16 protein-coding genes and 1 pseudogene are annotated in these 21,749 nt (G+C 72.7%); 8 read left to right on the top strand and 9 right to left on the bottom strand.

Annotation, left to right across the window (positions count from 1 at the left end):
* Window positions 1-26 precede the first annotated feature (26 nt).
* Window positions 27-566, top strand: a complete 540-nt coding sequence (locus ABZ822_RS06570; RefSeq protein WP_360847811.1) for an NUDIX hydrolase — start codon at window positions 27-29, stop codon at window positions 564-566.
* 220 nt (window positions 567-786) lie between these two features.
* Here ABZ822_RS06570 and paaK read toward each other — a convergent pair whose 3' ends face one another.
* Together paaK and ABZ822_RS06560 are read right to left on the bottom strand one after the other, a co-directional pair.
* A complete protein-coding gene (gene paaK, locus ABZ822_RS06565; protein WP_360847808.1) occupies window positions 787-2,133 on the bottom strand; it encodes a phenylacetate--CoA ligase PaaK in 1,347 nt (448 codons plus the stop codon).
* A gap of 150 nt (window positions 2,134-2,283) precedes the next feature.
* Window positions 2,284-3,366, bottom strand: a complete 1,083-nt coding sequence (locus ABZ822_RS06560) for a DUF1152 domain-containing protein (RefSeq protein ID WP_360847805.1) — start codon at window positions 3,364-3,366, stop codon at window positions 2,284-2,286.
* A 516-nt stretch (window positions 3,367-3,882) separates the two neighbouring features.
* Between ABZ822_RS06560 and ABZ822_RS06555 the strand changes: the two genes are divergently transcribed.
* Window positions 3,883-4,347: a potassium channel family protein gene (locus tag ABZ822_RS06555; protein ID WP_360848810.1), complete on the top strand. Its 465-nt coding sequence runs from the start codon at window positions 3,883-3,885 to the stop codon at window positions 4,345-4,347.
* Between the two features lie 23 nt (window positions 4,348-4,370).
* Here ABZ822_RS06555 and rho read toward each other — a convergent pair.
* The 3 genes and pseudogenes from rho to ABZ822_RS06540 form a co-directional block, all read right to left on the bottom strand.
* Window positions 4,371-5,543: pseudogene (gene rho / locus ABZ822_RS06550) on the bottom strand (transcription termination factor Rho); the annotation flags it as partial.
* A 770-nt stretch (window positions 5,544-6,313) separates the two neighbouring features.
* Window positions 6,314-6,769, bottom strand: a complete 456-nt coding sequence (locus ABZ822_RS06545) for an ATP-binding protein (protein ID WP_360847802.1) — start codon at window positions 6,767-6,769, stop codon at window positions 6,314-6,316.
* A gap of 118 nt (window positions 6,770-6,887) precedes the next feature.
* Window positions 6,888-7,580 (bottom strand): VanZ family protein, encoded by a 693-nt coding sequence (locus ABZ822_RS06540; protein WP_360847799.1) that lies wholly within the window; start codon window positions 7,578-7,580, stop codon window positions 6,888-6,890.
* Between the two features lie 208 nt (window positions 7,581-7,788).
* On the opposite strand from ABZ822_RS06540, the gene ABZ822_RS06535 reads away from it, so the two are divergent.
* Window positions 7,789-9,225, top strand: coding sequence for a diacylglycerol kinase family protein (locus tag ABZ822_RS06535; protein WP_360847796.1), 1,437 nt, complete (start codon window positions 7,789-7,791; stop codon window positions 9,223-9,225).
* A gap of 289 nt (window positions 9,226-9,514) precedes the next feature.
* Here the strand turns inward: ABZ822_RS06535 and ABZ822_RS06530 are convergent, their stop codons facing one another.
* Window positions 9,515-10,366 (bottom strand): RNA polymerase sigma factor SigF, encoded by an 852-nt coding sequence (locus ABZ822_RS06530; RefSeq protein WP_360848808.1) that lies wholly within the window; start codon window positions 10,364-10,366, stop codon window positions 9,515-9,517.
* Window positions 10,367-10,639: 273 nt separating this feature from the next.
* Window positions 10,640-12,013 carry a deoxyribodipyrimidine photo-lyase gene (locus ABZ822_RS06525; RefSeq protein WP_360847794.1) on the bottom strand — a complete coding sequence of 458 codons (1,374 nt, stop codon included), beginning with the start codon at window positions 12,011-12,013 and terminating at the stop codon, window positions 10,640-10,642.
* A gap of 364 nt (window positions 12,014-12,377) precedes the next feature.
* Here ABZ822_RS06525 and ABZ822_RS06520 point away from each other — a divergent pair, with 364 nt between their 5' ends.
* Window positions 12,378-13,460, top strand: coding sequence for an MBL fold metallo-hydrolase (locus ABZ822_RS06520; protein ID WP_360847791.1), 1,083 nt, complete (start codon window positions 12,378-12,380; stop codon window positions 13,458-13,460).
* Window positions 13,461-13,539: 79 nt separating this feature from the next.
* Here ABZ822_RS06520 and ABZ822_RS06515 read toward each other — a convergent pair whose 3' ends face one another.
* Both ABZ822_RS06515 and ABZ822_RS06510 read right to left on the bottom strand, forming a co-directional pair.
* Window positions 13,540-14,844: a histidine kinase gene (locus tag ABZ822_RS06515; RefSeq protein ID WP_360847788.1), complete on the bottom strand. Its 1,305-nt coding sequence runs from the start codon at window positions 14,842-14,844 to the stop codon at window positions 13,540-13,542.
* Between the two features lie 181 nt (window positions 14,845-15,025).
* A complete protein-coding gene (locus tag ABZ822_RS06510) occupies window positions 15,026-15,757 on the bottom strand; it encodes a response regulator transcription factor (protein WP_360847785.1) in 732 nt (243 codons plus the stop codon).
* A 147-nt stretch (window positions 15,758-15,904) separates the two neighbouring features.
* On the opposite strand from ABZ822_RS06510, the gene ABZ822_RS06505 reads away from it, so the two are divergent.
* The 4 genes from ABZ822_RS06505 to ABZ822_RS06490 all read left to right on the top strand — a co-directional run bounded on the left by ABZ822_RS06505 (window position 15,905) and on the right by ABZ822_RS06490 (window position 21,255).
* On the top strand, window positions 15,905-16,306 hold the full coding sequence (locus tag ABZ822_RS06505) for a VOC family protein (RefSeq protein WP_360847782.1): 402 nt from the start codon (window positions 15,905-15,907) through the stop codon (window positions 16,304-16,306).
* Between the two features lie 146 nt (window positions 16,307-16,452).
* The gene (locus tag ABZ822_RS06500; RefSeq protein ID WP_360847779.1) at window positions 16,453-16,941 is read left to right on the top strand and encodes a MarR family transcriptional regulator; all 489 of its coding nucleotides are present in this window, start codon (window positions 16,453-16,455) and stop codon (window positions 16,939-16,941) included.
* Between the two features lie 534 nt (window positions 16,942-17,475).
* On the top strand, window positions 17,476-19,602 hold the full coding sequence (locus tag ABZ822_RS06495; protein ID WP_360848805.1) for a translation factor GTPase family protein: 2,127 nt from the start codon (window positions 17,476-17,478) through the stop codon (window positions 19,600-19,602).
* A gap of 237 nt (window positions 19,603-19,839) precedes the next feature.
* The gene (locus tag ABZ822_RS06490) at window positions 19,840-21,255 is read left to right on the top strand and encodes a helix-turn-helix domain-containing protein (RefSeq protein ID WP_360847776.1); all 1,416 of its coding nucleotides are present in this window, start codon (window positions 19,840-19,842) and stop codon (window positions 21,253-21,255) included.
* The last annotated feature ends 494 nt before the right edge of the window (window positions 21,256-21,749 follow it).

The raw sequence follows: 21,749 nt of genomic DNA, 5'->3' as shown, positions 1-21,749 counted from the left end.
ACCTCCAGACGGAAGGCTGCACCCACGTGTCTGTATGGAAGAACCTCGGCGAACACACCGTCTACGAGAACCCGTGGCTCAGGGTGAACCTTGCCGATGTGGAGCTTCCCGACGGCCGCCACCTCGATCACTATCTGATCAGGCAGCGCCCGGTAGCCCTCGCCACAGCCGTCAACGAGAACAACGAAGTGCTGCTGCTGTGGCGGCACCGATTCATCCCCGACTCCTGGGGCTGGGAGATCGCGGCAGGGGTGGTCGAGGACGGGGAAGATCTCAAAGAGGCGGCAGCCCGCGAAATGCTCGAAGAGACCGGATGGCGCCCCACCGGTCCACTTGAGCACCTACTGACCGTCGAGCCTTCAAATGGCCTGTCCGATGCCAGGCATCACATCTATTGGGCCGAGGGTGCCGAATACGTCGGCCACCCCGAGGACGACTTCGAATCCGAACGTCGTGCATGGGTGCCCCTGAAGGAGGTCCCTGACCTGGTGGCAAGCGGGAAGGTCAGGACTGCCAACGCAGCCGCGGCACTGCTCATGCTCCACCACAGCCGACTGGGCAGATGAGATCAGCATCGTTCGCTGAGCTACTCCCACGTTGTCCTCTGTTGTCCTCAAGCAGGCTCACCTACCCCGGGCGCGGCGGGCGAAGCGGAGCAGGCGGCGCGGGTTGAGCGGTGACTCCGCGCATTGACCCGCCTTCCCGGTGCCGGGCGCGTCGTTGCCCAGGCCCGGTGGCATCGGACGTCTTCGCACGCAGGGCCGCCGCCCCGGGGTTGAGCCCGCGTCAGTCTCCGCGCGCGTCGACGATGCGGCGGATCTTGCCCACGGACCGCTCCAGGGACTCCGGTTCGACGATCGTGACCTCGACGCTCACCCCGACCCCGTCCTTGACCCCCTGCACGATCGCCGCTGTCGCCGAGGCCCGCTGCTCGGGCGTGGCATCGGGCCGCGCCTCGGCGCGTACGGTCATGTGGTCCATCCGCCCCTGGCGCGTCAGATGGAGCTGGAAGTGCGGGGCGACACCGGGCGTACGGAGGATGATCTCCTCGATCTGGCTGGGGAAGAGGTTCACCCCGCGCAGGATGATCATGTCGTCGCAACGCCCGGTGATCTTCTCGATGCGCCGGAACGCGGGCCGGGCGGTGCCGGGCAGCAGCCGCGTGAGGTCGCGCGTGCGGTAGCGGACGACCGGCATGGCCTCCTTGGTGAGGGAGGTGAAGAGCAGTTCGCCCATCTCGCCCTCGGGCATCACCTCGTCCGTCACCGGGTCGACGACCTCGGGGAAGAAGTGGTCCTCCCACACGTGCAGTCCGTCCTTGGTCTCCACGCACTCCTGCGCGACGCCGGGCCCGATGACCTCGGACAGGCCGTAGATGTCCACGGCGTGCAGATCCAGCCGCTCCTCGATCTCGTGCCGCATCTCCTCCGTCCACGGCTCCGCGCCGAAGATGCCGACGCGCAGGGACGTGGAGCGCGGGTCGATGCCCTGGCGCTCGAACTCGTCGAGGAGCGTGAGCATGTAGGAGGGCGTGACCATGATGATCTCGGGCCTGAAGTCCTGGATGATCTGCACCTGGCGTGCGGTCATGCCGCCCGACGCGGGGACGACCGTGCAGCCGAGGCGCTCGGCGCCGTAGTGCGCCCCCAGCCCGCCGGTGAACAGGCCGTAGCCGTACGAGATGTGGACCTTGTGGCCGGGGCGGCCGCCGGCCGCGCGGATCGACCGGGCCACCACATCGGCCCACACGGACAGGTCGCCCTCGGTGTACCCGACCACGGTGGGGCGGCCGGTGGTGCCGCTCGAGGCATGGATGCGCCGGATCTCGCTCTCGGGCACGGCGAACATGCCGAAGGGGTAGGTGTCCCGCAGGTCCGCCTTGGTGGTGAAGGGGAAGCGGGCGAGGTCCGCGAGCGTACGGCAGTCCTCGGGCCGGACCCCGGCCGTGTCGAACTTCCGCCGGTACAGCTCCACATGGTCGTAGGCATGCCGCAACGTGGCCTGCAGTCTGGTGAGTTGCAGGGCGCGCAGCTCCTCCGGGCTCAGGCGCTCCGCGGCGTCCAGCTCACCGGCCTCCGGCGCCGCCCCGAGTCGCCCGGCCCCGGCTCCCGACCGTGGAGAAGAGATCGTCATGCGGTTCCACCACCTTGCTCCCGACCGACCGTTCGGGTGGTGCGGCCCAGTAATCCAGCCGGGGCGCCGGGTGTCAAGGGTTGTGGACGCGGGGCGCCGTGCCTTCCGGGGAAGGGCGCGGCCCGGCGGTCAGGCCTGGCGTCGCAGCCGTCACAGCGGCGCCGCGTACTGCTCGGGGCGGGCGTCGAGCAGCAGGTCCCGCAGCGCGAGGCGCGCCGGGCCGGGCACGCCCAGCACCTCGGTGATCCGGCGGAACGAGGTGTGGGTGGCACCCCGCGCCCGCGCCTCGCTCTCGAACCGGTCGAGCCCTTCCAGCACGGCATCGCGGTCCAGCTCCGGTGCCGTACGGGCCAGGCGCCGTGCCGCCGCCGACCGCTCCCGCTCCTCGTCGATCTCGGAGGAGCCGCAGATCTCCCGGCTGCGCGCCTCGGCCTCCTCCAGGCTCGTCGAGGTCAGCAGGGCGCCGGCGAGCCGGTTCCTGCGCAGAGCCTCGCCGAGATCGGCTTCGTGGACGGCGGGGCTCTCGTCGGTGAGCGGCACCGGCAGCCCCGCTCCTCGTACCTCGCACACGCCGCGCTCCCCGCGGGCCGCCGCGGCGAGCATCGCCGCGGCCTCGGACGGATGCCACTCCAGCACCCGGTCGACGGCTCCGGTCGGCCCGGGGCCGAAGGTCAGCACCCGTGCGCCGAGGCGGGGGCGGAGGGCGTCGGCGGGGATCTCACCGTCCAGGCCGGGCCCCGCGACGAGGAGGCGGACGGGCGCGTCGATCCGGCTGCAGGCCGCGAGGGTCAGGGCGTCCGCCAGCGGGCTGAGCAGCGTGGGTTCGTCACCGCGGGCGAGGATGTCGCCGCCCACGTCGAGCAGGTCGACGGAGTCCGGAGCCAGATGCGTGACGAGGGCGTGCAGCCCCGCCGTCACGCCCTCGACGCCGTCCGAGGGGTCGATGAGCACGAAGGTGTGCGGGAGTTCGGCGGCGAGCCGGGGGAGGGTGGAGCCCGCGGGAGGCACGGGAGCGGCCGTGGCGGGGACGGAGATAACCCCGGGGGCGAGCCGGTGCAGTCCGGTGAAGTCCGCGGGCCGGCGGGGGCCGGCGACCGGATCGACCAGGAGCCGGTCCCAGGCGTAGGTGAGGATCACCGCCCGGTCGTCCCGGTTCCCGTGGAGTGCCGCGTCGAGCATCGCGGCGGCGACGGCGTCGCCCCCTCCCCCGGCAGCCACGATCAATCGCGTCACGGCTCCAGCCTACGAGGAGCGGGCCCCATCCCCGGCGCGTCCTCCGCGTACGCACCCCACGTCGAGGGGCGATGTGGGCGACCGGCACAACCGGATCCGGATTCTCCGCATCTTCTCCTCCGACGCGAGAAGGTGCCGGAAATGATCGGGAACGTGCGCTCCGTCGCAGGACGCGCACCCCTGCCGGCGGCCCCGCGGTGCGGCAGGAGGGGAGCGTGCCGCGGGGGCGCAGCGGTGACGGCACCCTCTCGGTGGCTTCCCGCCGCGCCGTCCCGCGCCCGTTCCGGATCGCGCGGCGGGAAGCCACGGTCGTACGACGGGCGGCACCGGCCTGCCCACCGGGAGCGGCATCGACGCGCCCATGTACCGGGCGCGGCAGCGGCGACGGGGGACAAGCAGCCCGTAACGGGCGTGTGTGTCAGGCCGTTCCGCACCCCGCCCCGCAGTAGCGTCATGTCGGAACCGAGCCCGTCGGACGTGGGGATGCCCGTGCAGCAGTCGTTTCTCCTGATCCTCATGGGCCGGCTGACGGGCAAGCGCTGGTGGCGGAAGTTCCATGTGCGGGCGGCGCTGTGGGTGTCCCTGGCCACGGTCGTCATCCTGCTCGCCGGCTCCGCGCTCGTCGTCCCCGCCGAGGAGAGCGCGCCCGACGCCAACATCACGTCCTTCCCCAAAGCCGTCTGGTGGTCGATCGAGACGGCGACGACAGTGGGCTACGGCGACCTGTACCCGGTGACCGCCTGGGGCCGGGTCATCGCGGCGGTGCTGATGCTGGCCGGGATCACGACCTTCGGGATGGTCACGGCGGCCATCGCGACCTGGTTCGTCGGCAAGGCCGAGCAGGACGCCCACCGCCTGGGCACGGACGTGCGCCGGTACACGCGGGAGGGCGAGGACGCGATGGACTCCGAACTGCGCGCGCTGCACGAGCGGTTCGACCGGGTGGAACGGCTGCTCGCCGACCACGGTGAGCGGCACTAGGTCCTGTCTCCGTAAGACACGGCCTACGCGGCCGAAGGGCGTTCGTCGCCGGGCCCGGCCTTGCGGGTGCGCGGCACGGTCAGGTCGATGTCCCGCAGGAACTCGGCGTTGCTGCCGGTCCGCTTCATCCGCTCCAGCAGCAACTCGATGCCCTGGTGGGCGTCGCGCTCGTGCAGGGCCCGGCGCAGCCTGCGGACGACGGCCAGTTCGTCCGGCCCGATGAGGATCTCCTCGCGGCGGGTGCCGGAGGGGTCGACGGCCACGGCGGGGAAGATCCGCTTGTCGGCGAGCGACCGGTCGAGGCGCAGCTCCATGTTGCCGGTGCTCTTCAGCTCCTCGAAGTAGTAGTCGTCCGCGCGGGACCCCGTCTCGACCAGGGCCGTGGCCAGGATCGTCAGTGAGCCGCCGTTCTCGATGTTCCGCGCGGCGCCGAACAGCCGCTTGGGCCCGAGCAGTGCGGACGCGTCCACACCACCGGTCAGGATCCGGCCGTTGCCGGGTGCGCTGGTGTTGTGGGCGCGGCAGAGCCGGGTGAGCGAATCGAGCAGGACGACGACGTCGTGCCCGAGTTCGACCAGCCGCTTGGCCCGTTCGACGGCCAGGTCGGCGAGCGCGGTGTGGTCACCGGCCGGCCGGTCGAAGGTGGAGGAGACGATCTCGGCGCGCACGGAGCGCCGCATGTCCGTGACCTCCTCCGGGCGTTCGTCGAGCAGCACCATCATCAGGTGGCACTCGGGATGGTTACGGGCGACCGCGCGGGCCAGGCTCTGCAGAAGCATCGTCTTCCCCGTCTTGGGCGGGGCCACGATGAGCCCGCGCTGGCCCTTGCCGACGGGTGCGATCAGGTCGATCACCCGGGTCGCCAGCTCGCCCGGTGCGGTCTCGAGCCGCAGGCGGTGCTCCGGGTGGAGGGGCGTGAGGTCGGCGAAGCGGGGGCGGGAGGCGAGGTCACGGGGCTCGCCGCCGTTGACGCGGTCGACGCGGGCCAGCGGACGGCGCTTGCCGCCCCGTCCGGCCGGGCCGTCCGCCTCGGGGGCCGCGCCTTCGACGAAGTCGCCCGCGCGCAGGCCGAGTCCGCGGACCTGTGCCGCCGGAACGTACAGGTCACCGGGGTTCGCCAGGTAGCCGTCGGTACGGAGGAAGCCGTGGTGTCCCGCGAGGTCGAAGATCCCCCGCACCGGGACGAGCACCTCGTCGGCAGCGGCGATGCCACTGCCGCGCGGAGGCGGACGGTGGTCGCGCGTCGCGCTCCGCCGGGTGGGGCGTTCTGTGGTCGTACTCATGGAAGGTCCTTCTGTGGATGGGGTGATGAGAGATGCGCGCACGGCTCCCCCGCAGGGCCCTTCGTCACCGCGTGTCCTCGCTCGAGGTGAGCCGGGGCGAAGGCGGTGGGGGGAGGGGCCGCAGGGCATGCCGGGGCGCCGCGGAACGGGCACCCGGGAAGGGGAGCCCGTGCCCTCGGTGCGTCACACGCCTGCCGCGTACGGCACGGCGCGGGCCGGACGCGGGCCGACGGCGCGACGCCGACTGCCGTGAGGCCGACTGCGGTGAGAAGCCAACTGCCGTGAGAAGGAGGTGACATCGCGAAGAGACGCGAGAGAGTGCCACCACCACGCGCCGGCCGAGGAAACGGGCGGCGGGAGAATCCGGTGGAACCCTTCGGCACGGGCGCCGGACCCGCGGCGCACTGCGTGCTTCATTCGCAGGGTAGCACCGTGCGAGCGGGTGTCACGAGACGTGGTGTCAGGAGGGCCCCGTACCAGGCGGCTCCCTGCCAGGGGCGCCGGTCCCAGGGGCGTCGGCCGTCAGGTGCCCGGTGTCACGGGCGCGGGCCCCGGCATCCGCCCCGGTCGCGGAAGCGGACTCCGTACCAGGCGGCACGCGAGGGTGCGGGCGCCGGCCGGCACATCCCGCTGGGACGGACGGCGATCGGGCCGTCCCGGGATGCGCGCCGCAGAGCGGGTGTTCAGGCGCAGCTCCGGCCGGGCCCGAGCAGACCGGGCCGGGGGGTGACGGGCGCGCGGTGCGACGGACGACGGGAGTCCGCACGGGAACGCGAACCCCACGTCACCCGTACCGTCTTCCCGTACGGCCGTGGCACGACCTCCACGCCCGTGGCGAGACGGCTGACGATGTGCCATCCGTGGCCGCCGCCACCGGTGACGTCCGGCGTGCGGACGGTCGGCCGCTCACCGCTCGCGTCGTCCACGTCGACGACGAGCTGCCGGCCCCGCCCGCGCAACTGGCGGATCTGGAGGCGCCACCAGCCGGTGGTGTGCCGGACGGCATTGGTGACGAGTTCCGAGACGACGAGCACCACGTCGTCGGCGTCCGCCCAGGGACAGGACCGGGCCACGTAGGCGGCCGTGACCTCTCGTGCCCGCGAGATGTCTCCCTTCCGGGAATCCAGGACAATTTCCATGAGATGGATACCTCCTGTCGACTCGCCTGCCCCGCGCGCCCCAGGGCTACGCAGACCCGGGGCCCGGGGAGACGAGGGACGACGGTGGCGGGGGAGCGTACGGATGCTCATGCCGGCCCTAGGCCTGGCGGCTGCGCTGCCACCAGTGGTGGCGCCGCGGGTGGATGGCGCGGCCGACGCGGCGCCCGGCGATCAGGTAACCCAGCAGGGCACCCGAGAGGTTGAGGATGACGTCGTCGATGTCGAAGGCCCGGCCCTCGACGATCGCGCCCTGCACGAGCTCGACCATCAGCATCGCCACGATGGTGACGAGCCCGACGCGTACGAGGCCGCGCGCCTTGGGGACCAGCACCGGCAGCAGCAGCCCGAACGGCACGCCGAGCAGGATGTTGCCCCCGATCTGCTTGATCGCGTCGCGCAGCGCCGGCTGGTCCAGGTAGGCGCGGATCGAGTCACCGGGGCGCAGGTTGCTGTGCACCAGCGGCTCGGAGGCTGACGAGGGCGCGAGTGTCAGACGGGCGAGGACCACGGCGAAGGCCACCATGGCGATGAGGGCGACGACCATGGCCAGCGCCCGCCACAGCGATGCGCTCCAGGACCGCTGCGCCGCCGCCGGGCGCTTCCGCGCCGTACCGGCGGTCTTCTTCGCCGTACCGGACCGGCGGGTCCTGGTGGCGGAGCCCTTCGCCTTCCTGGCGGCTCCGGAGATCGCCTTCCTGGCGGAGTTCCCGGGCTTGCTCCGGGGCTTGGTCCCGCCCGCCCCGGAGCGGCTTCTGCTCCTGCCGGCCGTGCCGGGACCCTTCCATGTCATCGTGCCGAGAATGCCGGTACGCGGCATCAGGATGTCACCCCACAAGTTCGTGCGACCGCTGAGCCGGTCGCCTGGCGCTGCGCTTGCCCCGTGCCGTCCACCACAAGCCTGCCGCCGTCGGAACGGGGGTAGACGGACCCGCATGAGACGTAGGCGAGAGGTCCCCGGACGCCGTTCCGGGAGGCGGAATGCAGCGCGGAGAACGCCCTTGCGGCTGCGGACGGCGGGTTCGCTCCGTTCGCTGCCGTCGCGCGGCGGTGGCGCCGGCGAGGGCCTGATGTGGGTCGGCGCCGCCGCGGCGATCGGCGCCATAGGAGGACGTACCGCCCGCAGGGCGGCGCTGCGCGGCGTGGGGTCCCTGGCCATCGCTACGGCGATCACCCGGACCATCATGCGGCCGGCCACCGGGCGCACGGGCGCGGGCGACATCCCGTTCGGCCGCTCGGCGTCGGCGGCCGCGTTCGCCGTGGGTGCCGCCCTGGAGGCGCCGCGCTACGGCCTCGGGGCCGCGCCGGTGGGTGCGGCCATCGCCGCCTCACGGCTGCGCGCGGGCGCGAGCGGTCTCGCCGACGTCCTCGCCGGGCTGGCCATCGGAGGGTTCGCCGCGGCGCTCACCGGCCATTGGTGGCCGGTGAAGCCGGAGAAGCCCGCGGGCGCCGTACCGCCGCGCCTTCCGGCCCCGGCCCTCCCCGGCGGGGCCGGACTGTTCGTGGTGGTCAACCCCGGCTCGGGGGTCGCACTGCGTACGGGCGACTCCGCCTCACCGGCCGAACGGCTGCGCGCCCTGCTGCCCGAGGCCGAGATCACGGAGCTGGGACCGGAGGACGATCTGGGCGCGCTCCTGGACAAGGCGGCGGGCCGGGCGGCCGACTGCGGCGGGGCGCTCGGCGTCTGCGGCGGCGACGGCACGCTCAACGCCGCGGCCGGGGCGGCCGTACGCCACGGGGTGCCCCTCGCGGCCTTCCCCGGAGGGACGTTCAACCACTTCGCCGCGGACCTCGGCGTCGAGTCGCTGGAGGAGGTCGCCCACGCGGTCGGGGAAGGGGACGCGGTCTCGGTCGACCTCGCCCGCGCCTCCTCGCCCGACGGCGGTGAGGACCAGGTGTTCCTCAACACCTTCAGCATCGGGGTCTACCCCGAACTCGTACGGGCGCGGGAGAAGCTGGAGAACCGCGTCGGCAAGTGGCCGGCGCTGGCGATCGGGCTGACGCGCGTCCTCGCCGGCACGCGCCCCATCGACGTGGCTGTCAACGGCAAGCCGCGCAGGCTGTGGCTGCTGTTCGCGGGCAACGGGCTGTACCACCCGGCCGGGTTCGCGCCGACCTACCGCGCCCAGCTGGACGACGGGCTGCTCGACATCCGCGCGGTGGACGGCAGTACGCCGTTCGCCCGCACACGGCTGCTGCTGGCGGTCCTCACCGGAACCCTGCACAACTCCCGCGTCCTGGTCGCGACGCAGATGCGCCGGCTGCGGCTGGACGGCCTGTCCACGGCGCCGCACTTCGCGTACGACGGCGAGGTCTCGCGGGAGCCGGTGGACAGCCTGGTGCTGGGGAAGTCGGCCCGGGCCCTGACCGTCTACCGGCCGGCGACCGAGGACGACGAACTGCTGGGACTTCCCGCGGCGATGGAGCCCCAGGCGTAGGCGGGGCGCGCGCGGCCGGACCGGGCGCGGGTGCGGCGCTCGCGTGGTGGGCCGGGCCTTGGGGCCCGGCCCACGGGCGTACATGCCGCGGCTGGAAGCGGCCGGAACGCGGTGCCGGGAGCGACGAACGCGCGATGGCGACGGCGACGGCGACGGCGGGGAACGACGAACGCCCGACAGCGACGGCCGGGAGCGACGAACGCCCGACGGTGACGGTCCGGAACGACGAACGGCGGCCACGACGATCGTTCGTCGTGGCCGCCGCGGGACGCCGTGAGAGCGCGCGGGATCACTGCTCCGTGAGCAGTCCGCGCCGCAGCTTGTCCATCGCTCGCGCCAGCAGACGTGAGACATGCATCTGGGAGACGCCGAGTTCGGCACCGATCTCGGACTGCGTCATGTTCGCACCGAAGCGCATGCGCAGGATCCTGCGGTCCCGCTCCCCCAGCTCCTCCAGCAGCGGCTTGAGAGCGTGCAGGTTCTCCACGGTCTCGAGCGCCGGGTCGATCTCGCCCATGCGGTCGGCGACGCTGGTGGTACCGGCCTGGTCGGAGTCCTCGTCGAGCGGTGCGTCCAGCGAGGCGGCCGTGTAGCCGTTGCTGGCCATCAGCCCGTCGATGACCTCCTCCTCCGTCAGGTCCAGGTGCTCCGCCAGCTCCGTCGTCGTGGGAGCACGGTTCAGGCGCTGGAACAGCTTCTCGTTGGCCTTCGCCAGGTCGATGCGCAGCTCCTGCAGGCGCCGCGGCACGTGGACCGACCAGCTGGTGTCACGGAAGAAGCGCTTGATCTCCCCGACGATGTAGGGGACGGCGAAGGTGGTGAACTCCACTTCCCGCGTCAGGTCGAACCGGTCGATGGCCTTGATCAGACCGATCGTGCCGACCTGGACGATGTCCTCCATGTCCTCGGACCGGTTGCGGAACCGCCGGGCCGCGTACCGCACGAGGGAGAGGTTCAGCTCGATCAGGGTGTTACGTGCGTACTGGTGCTCGTGCGTGCCTTCTTCGAGGACCGCGAGCCGGTCGAGGAAGATCCTGGTGAGGGAGCGCGCGTCCTTGGGCTCGACGCTCGTCGGGTCCTCGATCTGGGGCAGGACGGTCTCCTGAGCGCCACTCGCTCGCGCCAACTCCCCCGTTGACAGGTCGGATGGAACTGCGGATGTCGTGCTGCTCACGTCGTCCTCCATATGTCGAGTGGACGCTCGGCGCCTACCCGGTCTCTCACAGGGAACACGTGGCAGTCTACCAAGTGGGCGATTTATCCTGTTTTTACGCCAAGATTTCAGGGGGTTGTCTCGAATCCTGGCCCTCCAGGGACCGCTGTTCGGGACCGTCCTGCCCTTGCGCGCGCTCTTCCGCTCAGTCCCTCCCGCTCAGTCCCTCCCGCTCAGTCCCTCCCGCTCAGTCCCTCCCGCTCAGTCCCGGCCGCGGGCCCGCTTGAAGCGGGCGAGGCCGTCGTTGAGGTCGATCAGCGGCTCGGGGTAGTCGAGACGGGACCGCTCCGAGCCCGACAACTTCCAGGGCTCGTGCACCGCCTTGCCCGTGATCCCCTCCAGTTCGGGCACCCAGCGGCGTACGTAGGTGCCGTCCGGGTCGAAGCGCTTGCCCTGGACGACCGGGTTGAGCACCCGGTGGGGCCGGGTGTCGGTGCCCGTCCCGGCCGTCCACTGCCAGTTGAGCTGGTTGTTGGCGATGTCCCCGTCCACCAGCAGATCGAGGAAGTGGCGGGCTCCGACGCGCCAGTCCACGTACAGCGTCTTGGTGAGGAAGCTCGCGACCAGCAGGCGGCCGCGGTTGTGCATCCAGCCCTCGTGGCGGAGTTGGCGCATCGCCGCGTCGACCATGGGGTAGCCCGTGCGGCCGTCCTTCCACGCCTGCGTCTCCTCCTCGGCCTGCCGCCCGGAGCGCCAGCGGTCGTGGCGCGTGCGGTAGTCCGCGCGGGAAGCGGCGGGGCGCGCGGCCAGGACCTGGTGGTGGAAGTCGCGCCAGCAGATCTGGCGGACGAACGCCTCGGCGCCCGGCCCGCCGTCCGTGCGGGCCCGCTGGACGACTTCGGCGGGCGACAAGGTGCCGAAGTGCAGATGGGGGGAGAGCCGCGATGTCGCGTCCGCGGCCAGGTCGTCGTGGCGCTCCTCGTAGTGCGCCAGCTGCGAGCGCTTCCAGGCGGTGAGCCGACGGCGGCCCTCGCTCTCCCCGCCGGTGGCCAGCGCCTCCGGGATCCCCGAGATGCCGCGGCGGGAGGGCAGCGCGTCGGAGCCGATGCCGTCCGGCACCCGCACCACCCGCGGCGCCCCGAGCGGATCCCGCAGCCGCTCCGCCGACCAGCGCCTGAAGTACGGGGTGAACACGGCGAAATGGTCCGAGCCCGCCGGGGTCACCGCGCCCGGCGGGAGGGCGGTGATCACCGCGTCGTGGACGTGCAGCCGCCGCCCGTCCTGCTCCAGCGCCTCCCGCAGCCGCGTCTCGCGCCGCTGCGCGTAGCCGCTGACGCCGGCCGCGATGTGCACGTCGCGCGCCCCGGCCTCCGCGGCGACCTTGCACACCTGGCCGACGGCGTCGCCGGAGCGTACGACCAGCCGGCCGCCGCGGTCGCGCAGTTGCGCGTCGAGGTCCGCCAGGCAGTCGGCGAGGAAGGCCCTGCGGTTCGGGGCGTCGAAGCCCGCGGCCGCGACCCCGTCGTCCTGGACGAAGAGCGGCACGACCCGGTCGGCCGAGTCCAGCGCGGCGCGCAGGGGCGGGTGGTCGTGCAGTCGCAGGTCGGAGGTGAAGAGGACGACCGACACGGTCATTGGCGCGGCTCCTGGCGTGGACGGTCACGGTGGTCACGGCGGTCAGGCGGTCACGGCGGTCACGGCGGTCACGGCGGTCACGGTGATCACGCGGTCAGCGGTCGCGGGGTCCCGGTGGTCGCGGCCCCGCCGTCCATCCTGCCGCCACCGGGCACCCGTGGCCCGGACCCCGCCGGTGGCGCCGCTCCTGCGGGGGACACGTCCGCACTTGATTGACACGTCAATAGAGGGGGTCTAGGTTGGCCGCGACTTAGTTGACGCGTCACCTATATGACGGGCGTGGCGGGCTTCCCTGCTCCTCCGGATCACGGCCGGCCCGCGCACACGACCCCCAACCGGTGCGCACGTCGAGGGAGACAGAGCCATGCCGACGAACCACCAGCCGCCCGAGCCCGCCGACCGGTCCCCGAACCGGCGGTCGATCCTCAAGTACTCGGCCCTCGCCGCCTCGGTACCCGCGGCGGGCGTCCTGCTCGACCAGTTCGCCCGGCCCGCGACGGCCGCGGCGAGCGAGCGGACGGGGACCACGTACGCGCCCGTCCCGCCGACCGCCCACGGGCCGCAGATCCCGGAGAAGGGCTATGTGGTCCAGGAGATCCGGGACCGGCTGTACTGGATCACCGACGGCTCGTACCAGATGATCTTCCTCGTCACCGGCGAGGGCGTCGTGGTCGTCGACGCGCCGCCGACGCTCGGCCACAACATCCTGCGCGCGATAGCCGAGGTGACCTCCGAGCCCGTCACGCACGTCGTCTACAGCCACCACCACGCCGACCACATCGGCGCCGCCGGGATCTACCCGCGCAACGCCGTGCGCATCGCGCACGAGCGGACCCGCCACCTGCTGCGCGAGGTCCCGGATCCCAACCGGCCGCTGCCGACGCGGGTCTTCGCCGACTCCTACCGTCTCCAGGTCGGCGACCAGACCCTGAAGCTGTCCTACCGGGGCCCCAACCACAGCCCCGACAACATCTACGTCTACGCGCCCCGCCAGCGCGTCCTGATGCTCGTCGACGTCGTCTTCCCCGGCTGGGTCCCGTTCAAGAACCTCGCGATGTCCACCGACATCCCCGCGTGGATCGACGCCCACGACCAGGCGCTGGAGTTCCCCTTCACCACATACGTCGGCGGGCACCTCACGCGGCTGGGCACCCGCCACGACGTGGAGATCCAGCGGGAGTACCTGCGCGATCTGGAGGGCAGTGCGCGGAAGGCCATCGAGGCGGTCGACCCGACGCCGATCTTCGCGCAGTACCCGGACAACCCGTGGGCGGTCTTCAAGACGTACATGGACGCCGTCACCCAGCACGCCACCGACCGCGTGGTGCCCGCGTGGACGGGACGGCTCGGCGCGGCCGACGTCTTCACCTACGACAACGCGTTCGCGATGTTCGAGGCGCTGCGGATCGACTACGGCGTCCTGGGGCCGTTCGGCGTCCGGCCGTAAGGGCGATCGGGCGGACGCGGTCTCCCGCCCGTCAACTCGGAGCTGAGGGGCGGGAGACCGTACGGGGGCCCGGTACGGGTCAGCCGGGGGCCGGGGCCTCCGCCGACGCGGGGGTGGCGTCCACCGGCGCGGCGGTGGCGTCCGCCGTCCTGAGACGTGCCGGGAGTTCGGCGACGACCGAGAAGCCGCCGCCCGGCTCGGGCCCCGCGGTGAACCCGCCGCCCAGCAGCCCGACTCTCTCCTCCAGGCCGACCAGCCCGCTCCCGGTCCCGGGCAGCCGCCGCGCGAGGCCGGTGTCCGGCTCGGGGCCGTTGCGGACCGTCGCCCCGACGGTGTCCTTCCCGACGTCGACGCGGATGCCGACCGGGGAGGCCGCCGCGTGCTTGTGCACATTCGTCAGGGCCTCGCGGACGATCCGGTGGAGGGCGCAGCGGATCCGCAGTTCGGCGTGCGTGAGGTCGTCGCCGCGCCAGTCCAGCTCGACGTCGATGCCGCCGCGCCGCGACGCGGCCACGAGTTCCTCGATGTCCGCCCGCGTGCCGACATCGCGCCCCAGCTCGTACGGTCCTGGATCCGCCCTCAGCACGCCGAGGATGTCGCGGAGCTCCTCCAGGGCGTTCCGGGCGGTGGAGCGCATGAGTTCGGCCTCCTGGCTCAGCTCCGGCGCCTTGGTCGAGGTCGCGAGCTCCAGGCCGCCCGCGTACAGCGAGATGAGGGAGAGCTGGTGGCCGAGGATGTCGTGCATCTCCTCGGCGATCCGGGAGCGTTCCTGCAGGCGAGCCTGGGAGTCGGCGAGTTGGTTGGCCCGCTCCAGGTAGTCGGTGCGCTCCCGCATCGCCTGCATCAGCCGCTGACGCTGGCCCACGAACGCGCCGGTCAGCGCGAACGAGACGAGGAACAGCGCGGTGAACACGGCGGCGGCACCGACCTGAACGAAGTCGAGCCCGCTGTCGAACGGCCACTTCAGGTGGAGCAGCGTCGTCACCGCGGTCACCACCGGCAGCAGCGCTATCAGCGCGGGCAGCGGGACCGGTCCGGCGCTGCTCCGGCCGGAGCTGATGCGGCGCGGGGCGTCGAACGCGACGATCAGCGCGGCGATGCCCGCGGTTTCGAGTGCGAAGAGCGGCACTGTCGCGAGCAGGGCGACCGATGGCGCCCACCGGCGCAGCGGAATCACGGCGGCGGCGGCCAGGGTCCACAGGCCGGCCTCGAGCCTCGAACCGGCGCCGAAGTACGGATACATGAGGAAGGTGGGGATGCAGACGGCGGCGACGAGTGCGATCTCGCCCGCCATGGTCTTTCGGGGCACGGCCGCGAGGCCGTGCCTCACGCGGCTGAGGGCGGCGGTCGCCCGGTTCTTGTCCACGGTCTCTGTCGGTCGCATGGGGTGTCTCCTCCCGGTGGATGCCGCCGAACGCTAGCCGCGCGGCGGGGCGGGCGAATCCGCCGGTCGTCGATGCCGCTCGGGCCGATCGTCCAGGGCGGGATGGCCGATCGTCAGGGGCGCCGGTGCCCGCCCGGCACGGACGTCACGGCCCTCCGCCATGGCGGCCCGTGGCCGGTCGTCAGGGCCGTCCACGGCCGTCCGCCCGTATGCCCTCGCCTTCGGGTGGCTGTGCGGCGTGCGCGTCCGGACGGATCCCGGCGTCGCGCGCGAGGAGGGCGGCCTGCACCCGGTTCTCGCAGCCCAGCTTGGCGAGGATGCGGCTCACGTACGCCTTGACCGTCCCCTCGCTCACCACCAGCTCCTGGGCGATCTCGCCGTTGGACAGCCCCGTGCCGACCATGGCGAGCACCGCACGCTCGCGGTCGGTCAGCTCGGCGGTCCGCTCGCGCGCCTCGGTCCGCGCGGTCTCGCCCTCCAGGTACTGGTCGAGGAGGCGCCGGGTGATCTGCGGGGAGACGATCGCGTTGCCCTCGGCGGCCGCGCGGACGCCCTGGATCAGCTCGGTCGGCGGGGTGTCCTTGAGCAGGAAGCCGGCCGCACCGGCGCGCAGGGCGCGGGAGACGTTCTCGTCCTCGCTGAACGTGGTGAGCATCAGGACCGCCGTACGCGGGGCGGTGGCGGCGAGCTGTTCGGCGGCGGCGAGGCCGTCCAGCCGCGGCATCCTGATGTCGAGCAGCGCGACGTCCACCCGGTGGCGCCGGGCGAGTTCGACGGCCTCCCTGCCGTCCGACGCCTCGGCGACGATCTCGATGTCGTCCGCGTTGGACAGGACGAGGCGCAGGCCGGCGCGCACCAGATGCTCGTCGTCGGCGACCAGGACGCGGATCGCGGGGGCGTCGGTGGGGGGCACGGGCGGCTCTCTCCAGGGCGTGCGGGCGGCGGGCGCGGGGCCTGCGCAGTGTTCCGGTCCCATGTGGTTGTCACGTCACCTATCCTGGGACCACTTCGTTGCCGACAGTGTTACCGAACAGGCACGACGACTGAGAAGGGTCTTGCGGTGACGTTCCCGACCGAAGGTATGGAGATCACCCGGCTCCTTGTCGTCTCCGACATGGAGCGATCACGCGCGTGGTACGAGAACGTGCTCGGCGCCGACCTCTACCGCGAGTACGGCGGTGACTCCTGCGTCCTGACCCTGCTCGGCACCTGGCTGCTCCTGGTGACCGGGGGAGGACCGACCGAGGACAAGCCCGGCGTGGCCTTCGAGCCGCCCGCCGACCCCGGCCGGGTCAGCTCGGAGCTGATCTTCCGCGTCCCCGACTGCCGCGCCGCGTACGAGACGCTGCGCGGGCGCGGAGCGGAGTTCCTGACACCGCCGGTGGACCGGGGCTACGAGGTGCGGGCCTTCTTCCGTGACCCCGACGGACATCTCTACGAGATCAGCGAGGTCGGCGGCTGACCAGGCCGTCCGCGGCCGGCCGGCCCTGCCCCCGACCGGCGGGCTCTGTCCCCGGCCGGCCGGCGCGCCCCCGGAACCGGGGACCACGCGGCCCCGGCCGGTATCTCGGGTCTCGCCGGGAGCGGGCCGGTGGATATCCTCGGGGCATGAGCGATCCCCGATGGCTGGACGACCTGGAGAGCCGCGCATGGCGGGGATACATGGCCATGACCCAGCTCCTGGAGACCGAGGTCAACCGGGGACTGAAGCAAGACGCCGACCTCTCGCTGTCCGACTACCGGGTGCTCGTACCGCTGTCCGAGGCGGAGGGCCACCGGCTGCGCATGCAGGACCTGGCGGCCGAGGCCCACTTCGAGAAGAGCCGGCTGTCGCACCAGATCCGCCGCATGGAGTCGCGCGGGCTGGTGCGCCGTGAGGAGTGCCCCACCGATGCGCGCGGCGCCTTCGCGATCATCACGCCCGAGGGGCTGAAGGCGATCCGCATGGCGGCTCCGCTGCACGTCGCCCGGGTGCGCCGGATCCTGATCGACTCGCTCACGCGCGACCAGCTGAACTGCCTGGCCGACATCGCGACGGGTGTGGTGGACCGTCTGGGCACGCCCGCCGACGCGGCCGCCCGTACGCCGGGCAACTGACCGCCCCCGGCCGGGCCCTTTCTTTTTCCGCGTCCCGGCCAGGTTCCTTCTCCGCATCCCTGCCCGGCACCGTCGTGACCTGCTCCTTCTCCAGTCGTACTCCTGCGGGCCCATCTCCCGCGTCGTCCACGCCTCGATCAGCGCGACGGCGGTGCGGCTCATCCAGAACCAGGCCATGATCAGGCAGAGAAAGGCCAGGCCGCGCCGATCGGCCAGGCGTCCGGGCCGAAAGTCGAACGGGCCGAGAGCCGAACGGGACCTGAATCCGAACGGGACCGGGAGCCGAACGGGACCTGAAAGCGAACCGGACCGGACCAAGGGTCCACGCCCCCCCTCGTGCCGCGGGGCGGGCTTCCGCTGAACGGCGATCAGCCGCCCCCGCCGCTTTCGGCCGCCCGAAATTCGGTTGTCGTCCACTCAGGGGGTCTGCTGCACTGCCCCACGACAGCACCACGACCGAGGAGATGGTCACCGTGACCGCACGCATGTCCACCCGGAAGGCATTCACCCCTCCCTCGAAGGACATGACGCTTGGTGCGCTCACTCAACCTCGGAATTCTGGCCCATGTCGACGCCGGTAAGACCAGCCTGACCGAGCGGCTGCTGCATGCTGCCGGAGTCATCGACGAGATCGGTCGCGTCGATGACGGAACCACCCGGACCGATTCCCTGTCGCTCGAACGGCAGCGCGGGATCACGATCAAATCCGCGGTCGTGTCCTTCGCCGTCGACGACGTCGTCGTCAATTTGATCGACACCCCCGGCCACCCGGATTTCATCGCCGAGGTGGAGCGGGTGCTGAGCGTGCTCGACGGCGCCGTGCTCGTCGTCTCCGCCGTGGAAGGGGTCCAACCGCAGACCCGCGTGCTGATGCGCACCCTGCGACGGCTGCGCCTTCCCACGCTCGTCTTCGTCAACAAGATCGACCGCCGCGGCGCGCAGGCCGCCTCCCTGGTCCGCACGATGGCCGCGAAGCTGGCCCCGGCCATGGTCCCGATGAACGCGGCCTCCGGGCTCGGCACCCGGGAGGCGACGGCGCGCACGTACGGGGCCGCCGACGCGGAGTTCGGGTCCGCGCTGCTCGATGCGCTCGCCGGTCACGACGACACGCTCCTCGCCGCGTACGTCGACGACGCGGCCGGGATCTCGTACGACCGGCTCCGCGCGGAGCTGGCGGCGCAGACCCGGAGGGCCGAGGTGCACCCGGTCTACTTCGGTTCGGCGATGACCGGCGCGGGCGTGGACGCGCTGACCGCCGGGGTCCGTGAGCTGCTGCCCGCCGCCGGGGGCGATGCCGAAGGGCCGGTGTCCGGCACGGTCTTCAAGGTCGAACGGGGCGCGGGCGGCGAGCAGATCGCGTACGTACGGATGTTCTCGGGGACGGTACGGGCCCGCGACCGGCTGCCGTTCGGGCCGCCCCACGCCGCCCCGACCGCCGACCCCGAACGGACAGGCGGTGAACCGGCGGGCGGCGAACCGGCAGGCGGCCGAGCGGCCGGCGGTGAACGAGCGGGCGGTGAACCGGCGGGCGGTGAACGCGCGGGCGGCGAAGGGAAAGTCATCGCCACCGGCCTCTTCGAGCACGGCCCCGACGTGCGCTCCGCGCCCGTACCCGCCGGGCGCATCGGCAAGCTCTGGGGCCTGCCCGGCATCAGGATCGGCGACACCGTCGGCACCGAACACCCGCCGTCCGCCCGGCAGCAGCACTTCGCGCCGCCCACGCTCGAAACCGTCGTCGTGCCCCGCCGTCCGTCCGACCGCGGCGCGTTGCACACGGCGCTCACCCAACTCGCCGAGCAGGACCCGCTGATCGGCCTCCGCCGCAACGACATCCGGCAGGAAATCTCCCTCTCCCTCTACGGCGAAGTGCAGAAAGAGGTCATTCAGGCGTGGCTGGCGGACGAATTCGGAATCGGCGTCACCTTCCGCGAAACGACGACGATCTGCCTCGAACGCCCGGACGGCGCAGGCGAATCCGTGGAATTCATGGTCAAGGACAAGGAGATCAATCCGTTCCTCGCCACGGTGGGACTGCGCGTCGAACCTGCGCCCGCCGGTACGGGCGTGGAATTCCGGCTGGGAGTCGAACTCGGCGCGATGCCGCACGCGTTCTTCCGCGCGGTCGAGGAAACGGTCCACGAGACCCTGCACCAGGGGCTGCACGGCTGGCAGGTCACCGACTGCCGTGTCACCATGACGCATTCCGGCTACGCCCCCCGTCAGAGCCATTCCCACGCCGTGTTCGACAAGAGCATGTCGAGCACCGGCCGTGACTTCCGCCATCTGACGCCGCTCGTCCTGATGAGCGCGCTGACCCGCGCGGGCACCACGGTCCACGAGCCGGTGCACCGCTTCCGGCTGGAGCTCCCCGCGGACACGCTCGGAGCGGTGCTCCCCGTGCTGGGGCGGCTCGGAGCCGTGCCGTACGCACCGGTCGTGCGCGGCACCTCGTACGTCCTGGAGGGCGAGGTGCCCGCGGCCTCCGTGCACGAGCTGGAGCAGCGGCTGCCCGGGCTCACGCGCGGGGAGGGCGAGGTGGAGTGCGTCTTCGAGCGGCACCGGCCGGTGCGCGGACCGGTGCCGGTGCGGGAGCGGTGGGACCACGATCCGCTCGACCGGAAGGGATATCTGCTGCGCGTCGTACGGCGGGTCACCGGGTAGCCGCCGTGCGGTGACGCGGCTGCGCGCCGGGTGGCCGCCGTACGGAGACACCGGGCCGGGTGACGGTCGTACGGCGATGCCGCGCCGGGTGACCGCCGTACGGTGACGCCGGGCGGCAACGCCGGACCGCGCCGGCGGCCGTACCGTGCGGGACCGGGCCGGGCCCGCGGCATTCCGCTGATGCGGAAGGGAGGACTACGGTTTCCTCATGAGAAGCGCACGGCGGAGACCCCTCCGGTGACCAGGGATTCTCCTCTCCCCGCCGCGCGTGCCGAGGACGTCCTCGCGCTCATGCAGCTGGCGGGAGAGCCCGGCGCGGTGCAGGCCGTCCTGCGGTGGCTGGCCCGGCGCACCGGCGGTGCCGTCGCGCTGGTGACGGGCGACGGGGCCGTCCTCGCGTCGTCGCCCGCCCGGGCGCGGTCCGAAGTCGGCACGGCCGTCACGGAGTTGCACCACCGCGGGGTCCCCTCGGCCGTCGTCCCCGGCGCCGGGTCGCGGACCGTGCACGTCGTGGCGCTCGCCGGCCACGAGCCGTATCTGACGCTCGACAGCGGCGACAGCCACCTCCACGGCACACTGCTCGCCGACGCCGCCCGCATCCTCGGACTCTGCTGGCAGCTCGAGGAGGCCGAACGGGCCTGGCGTCGCATGGAGTCGACGGAGGCGTACAGCAGGGAGGCGGTGCTGCATCTGCTGATGATCGGCAGCGTGGCCGCCGCCCACCGGATCGCGGGGGCGATGGGGCCCCAGCTCCCCAGCCCGACGCGGGTCTACGTCGTGGAGTGCCCGGAGCGGCGGCGGTCGGTGATCGCCGAGCGGCTGGCCCGGTTCGTCGAGGGCCGCGCCTGGATCGTGCCGTGCCCGGTGCGCCTCAACCACCTGATCGCGCTGGTCCCGGCCGGGGCCGGGCCGTGGGAGCGGACCCTCGTCGAGCAGGTGCCCGAGTGCCGGATCGGGGTGAGCGACGAGGTCGCGCTGCGCGAGACCGCGCTCGGCTACGAGCAGGCGTTCCACGCGCTGGCGGTGGCGCGCACGGCCCCCGACGGCCGGGCGCGGTTCAGCCGCCACATCGGCCTCGCCCCGCTGCTGGGACCCGAAGGAGCCGCCTGGGCCGCGGAGTTGCTCGGCCCCTGCCTGGCGTACGAGCCCGTACGGCGCGCCGACCCCGGCGCGGAGGAACTGCTCGGGACGCTCGGCTCCTGGCTGGCGTTCGGCACCGCCGCGGGCCGCCATCTGAAGATCCACCGCAACACGCTCAGCGCCCGTATGCGGCTGATCAAGGAGCTGCTGGGTCTGGACCTCACCAGCAGTCTCGCGGACCAGTCGGCGGCCTGGCTCGCGCTGCGCCTGCGTGCCCAGCACCCCCTGGGCTCGGGCCATCCGCAGGGTCTGCCGGAGCTGCTGAGCGCCCCCGCCGCCCAGACGTGGGCCCAGGCGCAGCTCGCCCCGCTCGGTGGCGCCACCGACACCGTACGGGCGTGGCTGCGCGCGGACGCCAGGCTCCCCGCGACGGCGTCCGGGCTCGGCATTTCGCTGCCCGGCGCCCGCAAGCGGCTGACCCGCGTCGAGGAGACGCTGGGCCGCTCGCTGCTGCACGCGCCGAGCGCCAAGTACGAGCTGTGGCTGGCGATGACGGCGCTCGGAGAGCTCTGACGCGGCCCCGCCCGGCCCGGCACTGTGCGAAGTGAAACCGCCGGGCGGCCGCACTGTGCGGAAGGAACCTCGCCGCGCTCCCGGACGGCGTCTAACGTCCCTCTTGCGCGACACAGCCACCCCGTTGGGGAGCACGCCACCACGTCCACGGGGGAGTCGCGGAGGCGTGCTCCCTCACGGGGCGGCTGAACCCGTGGGCGGCCGTACGCCCGCCCCCATGGACCGATACCTCTGTGTGGCTGCCGCACGCCGGGGATCACGACGGCAGGGCCCGGGCCCCGCCGTGGGGACCATTCCCGGACCCTCCCCGGCGAGGCCGAGGTATCGGGCCCAGTCGTTGAGCGCTCTGCGCGCCTCGCCGAACGACTCGTACCCCCTTTCCACCCAGGGGCCGGAAGGCGTCGGAGAGGAGTTCGCTGGGAACGCGTCCGTCGTCTTGCCGCACCAGTGCCCATGTCGGCGCCGCGCAGGCCACGTACGACCTCGCCCGGCGT

The sequence above is a fragment of the Streptomyces sp. NPDC047108 genome (genome assembly GCF_040643575.1).
Classification (GTDB): Bacteria; Actinomycetota; Actinomycetes; order Streptomycetales; family Streptomycetaceae; genus Streptomyces.
The sequence above is the reverse complement of the archived record's forward strand: the minus strand, read 5'-3'. Positions and strand labels throughout refer to the sequence as shown.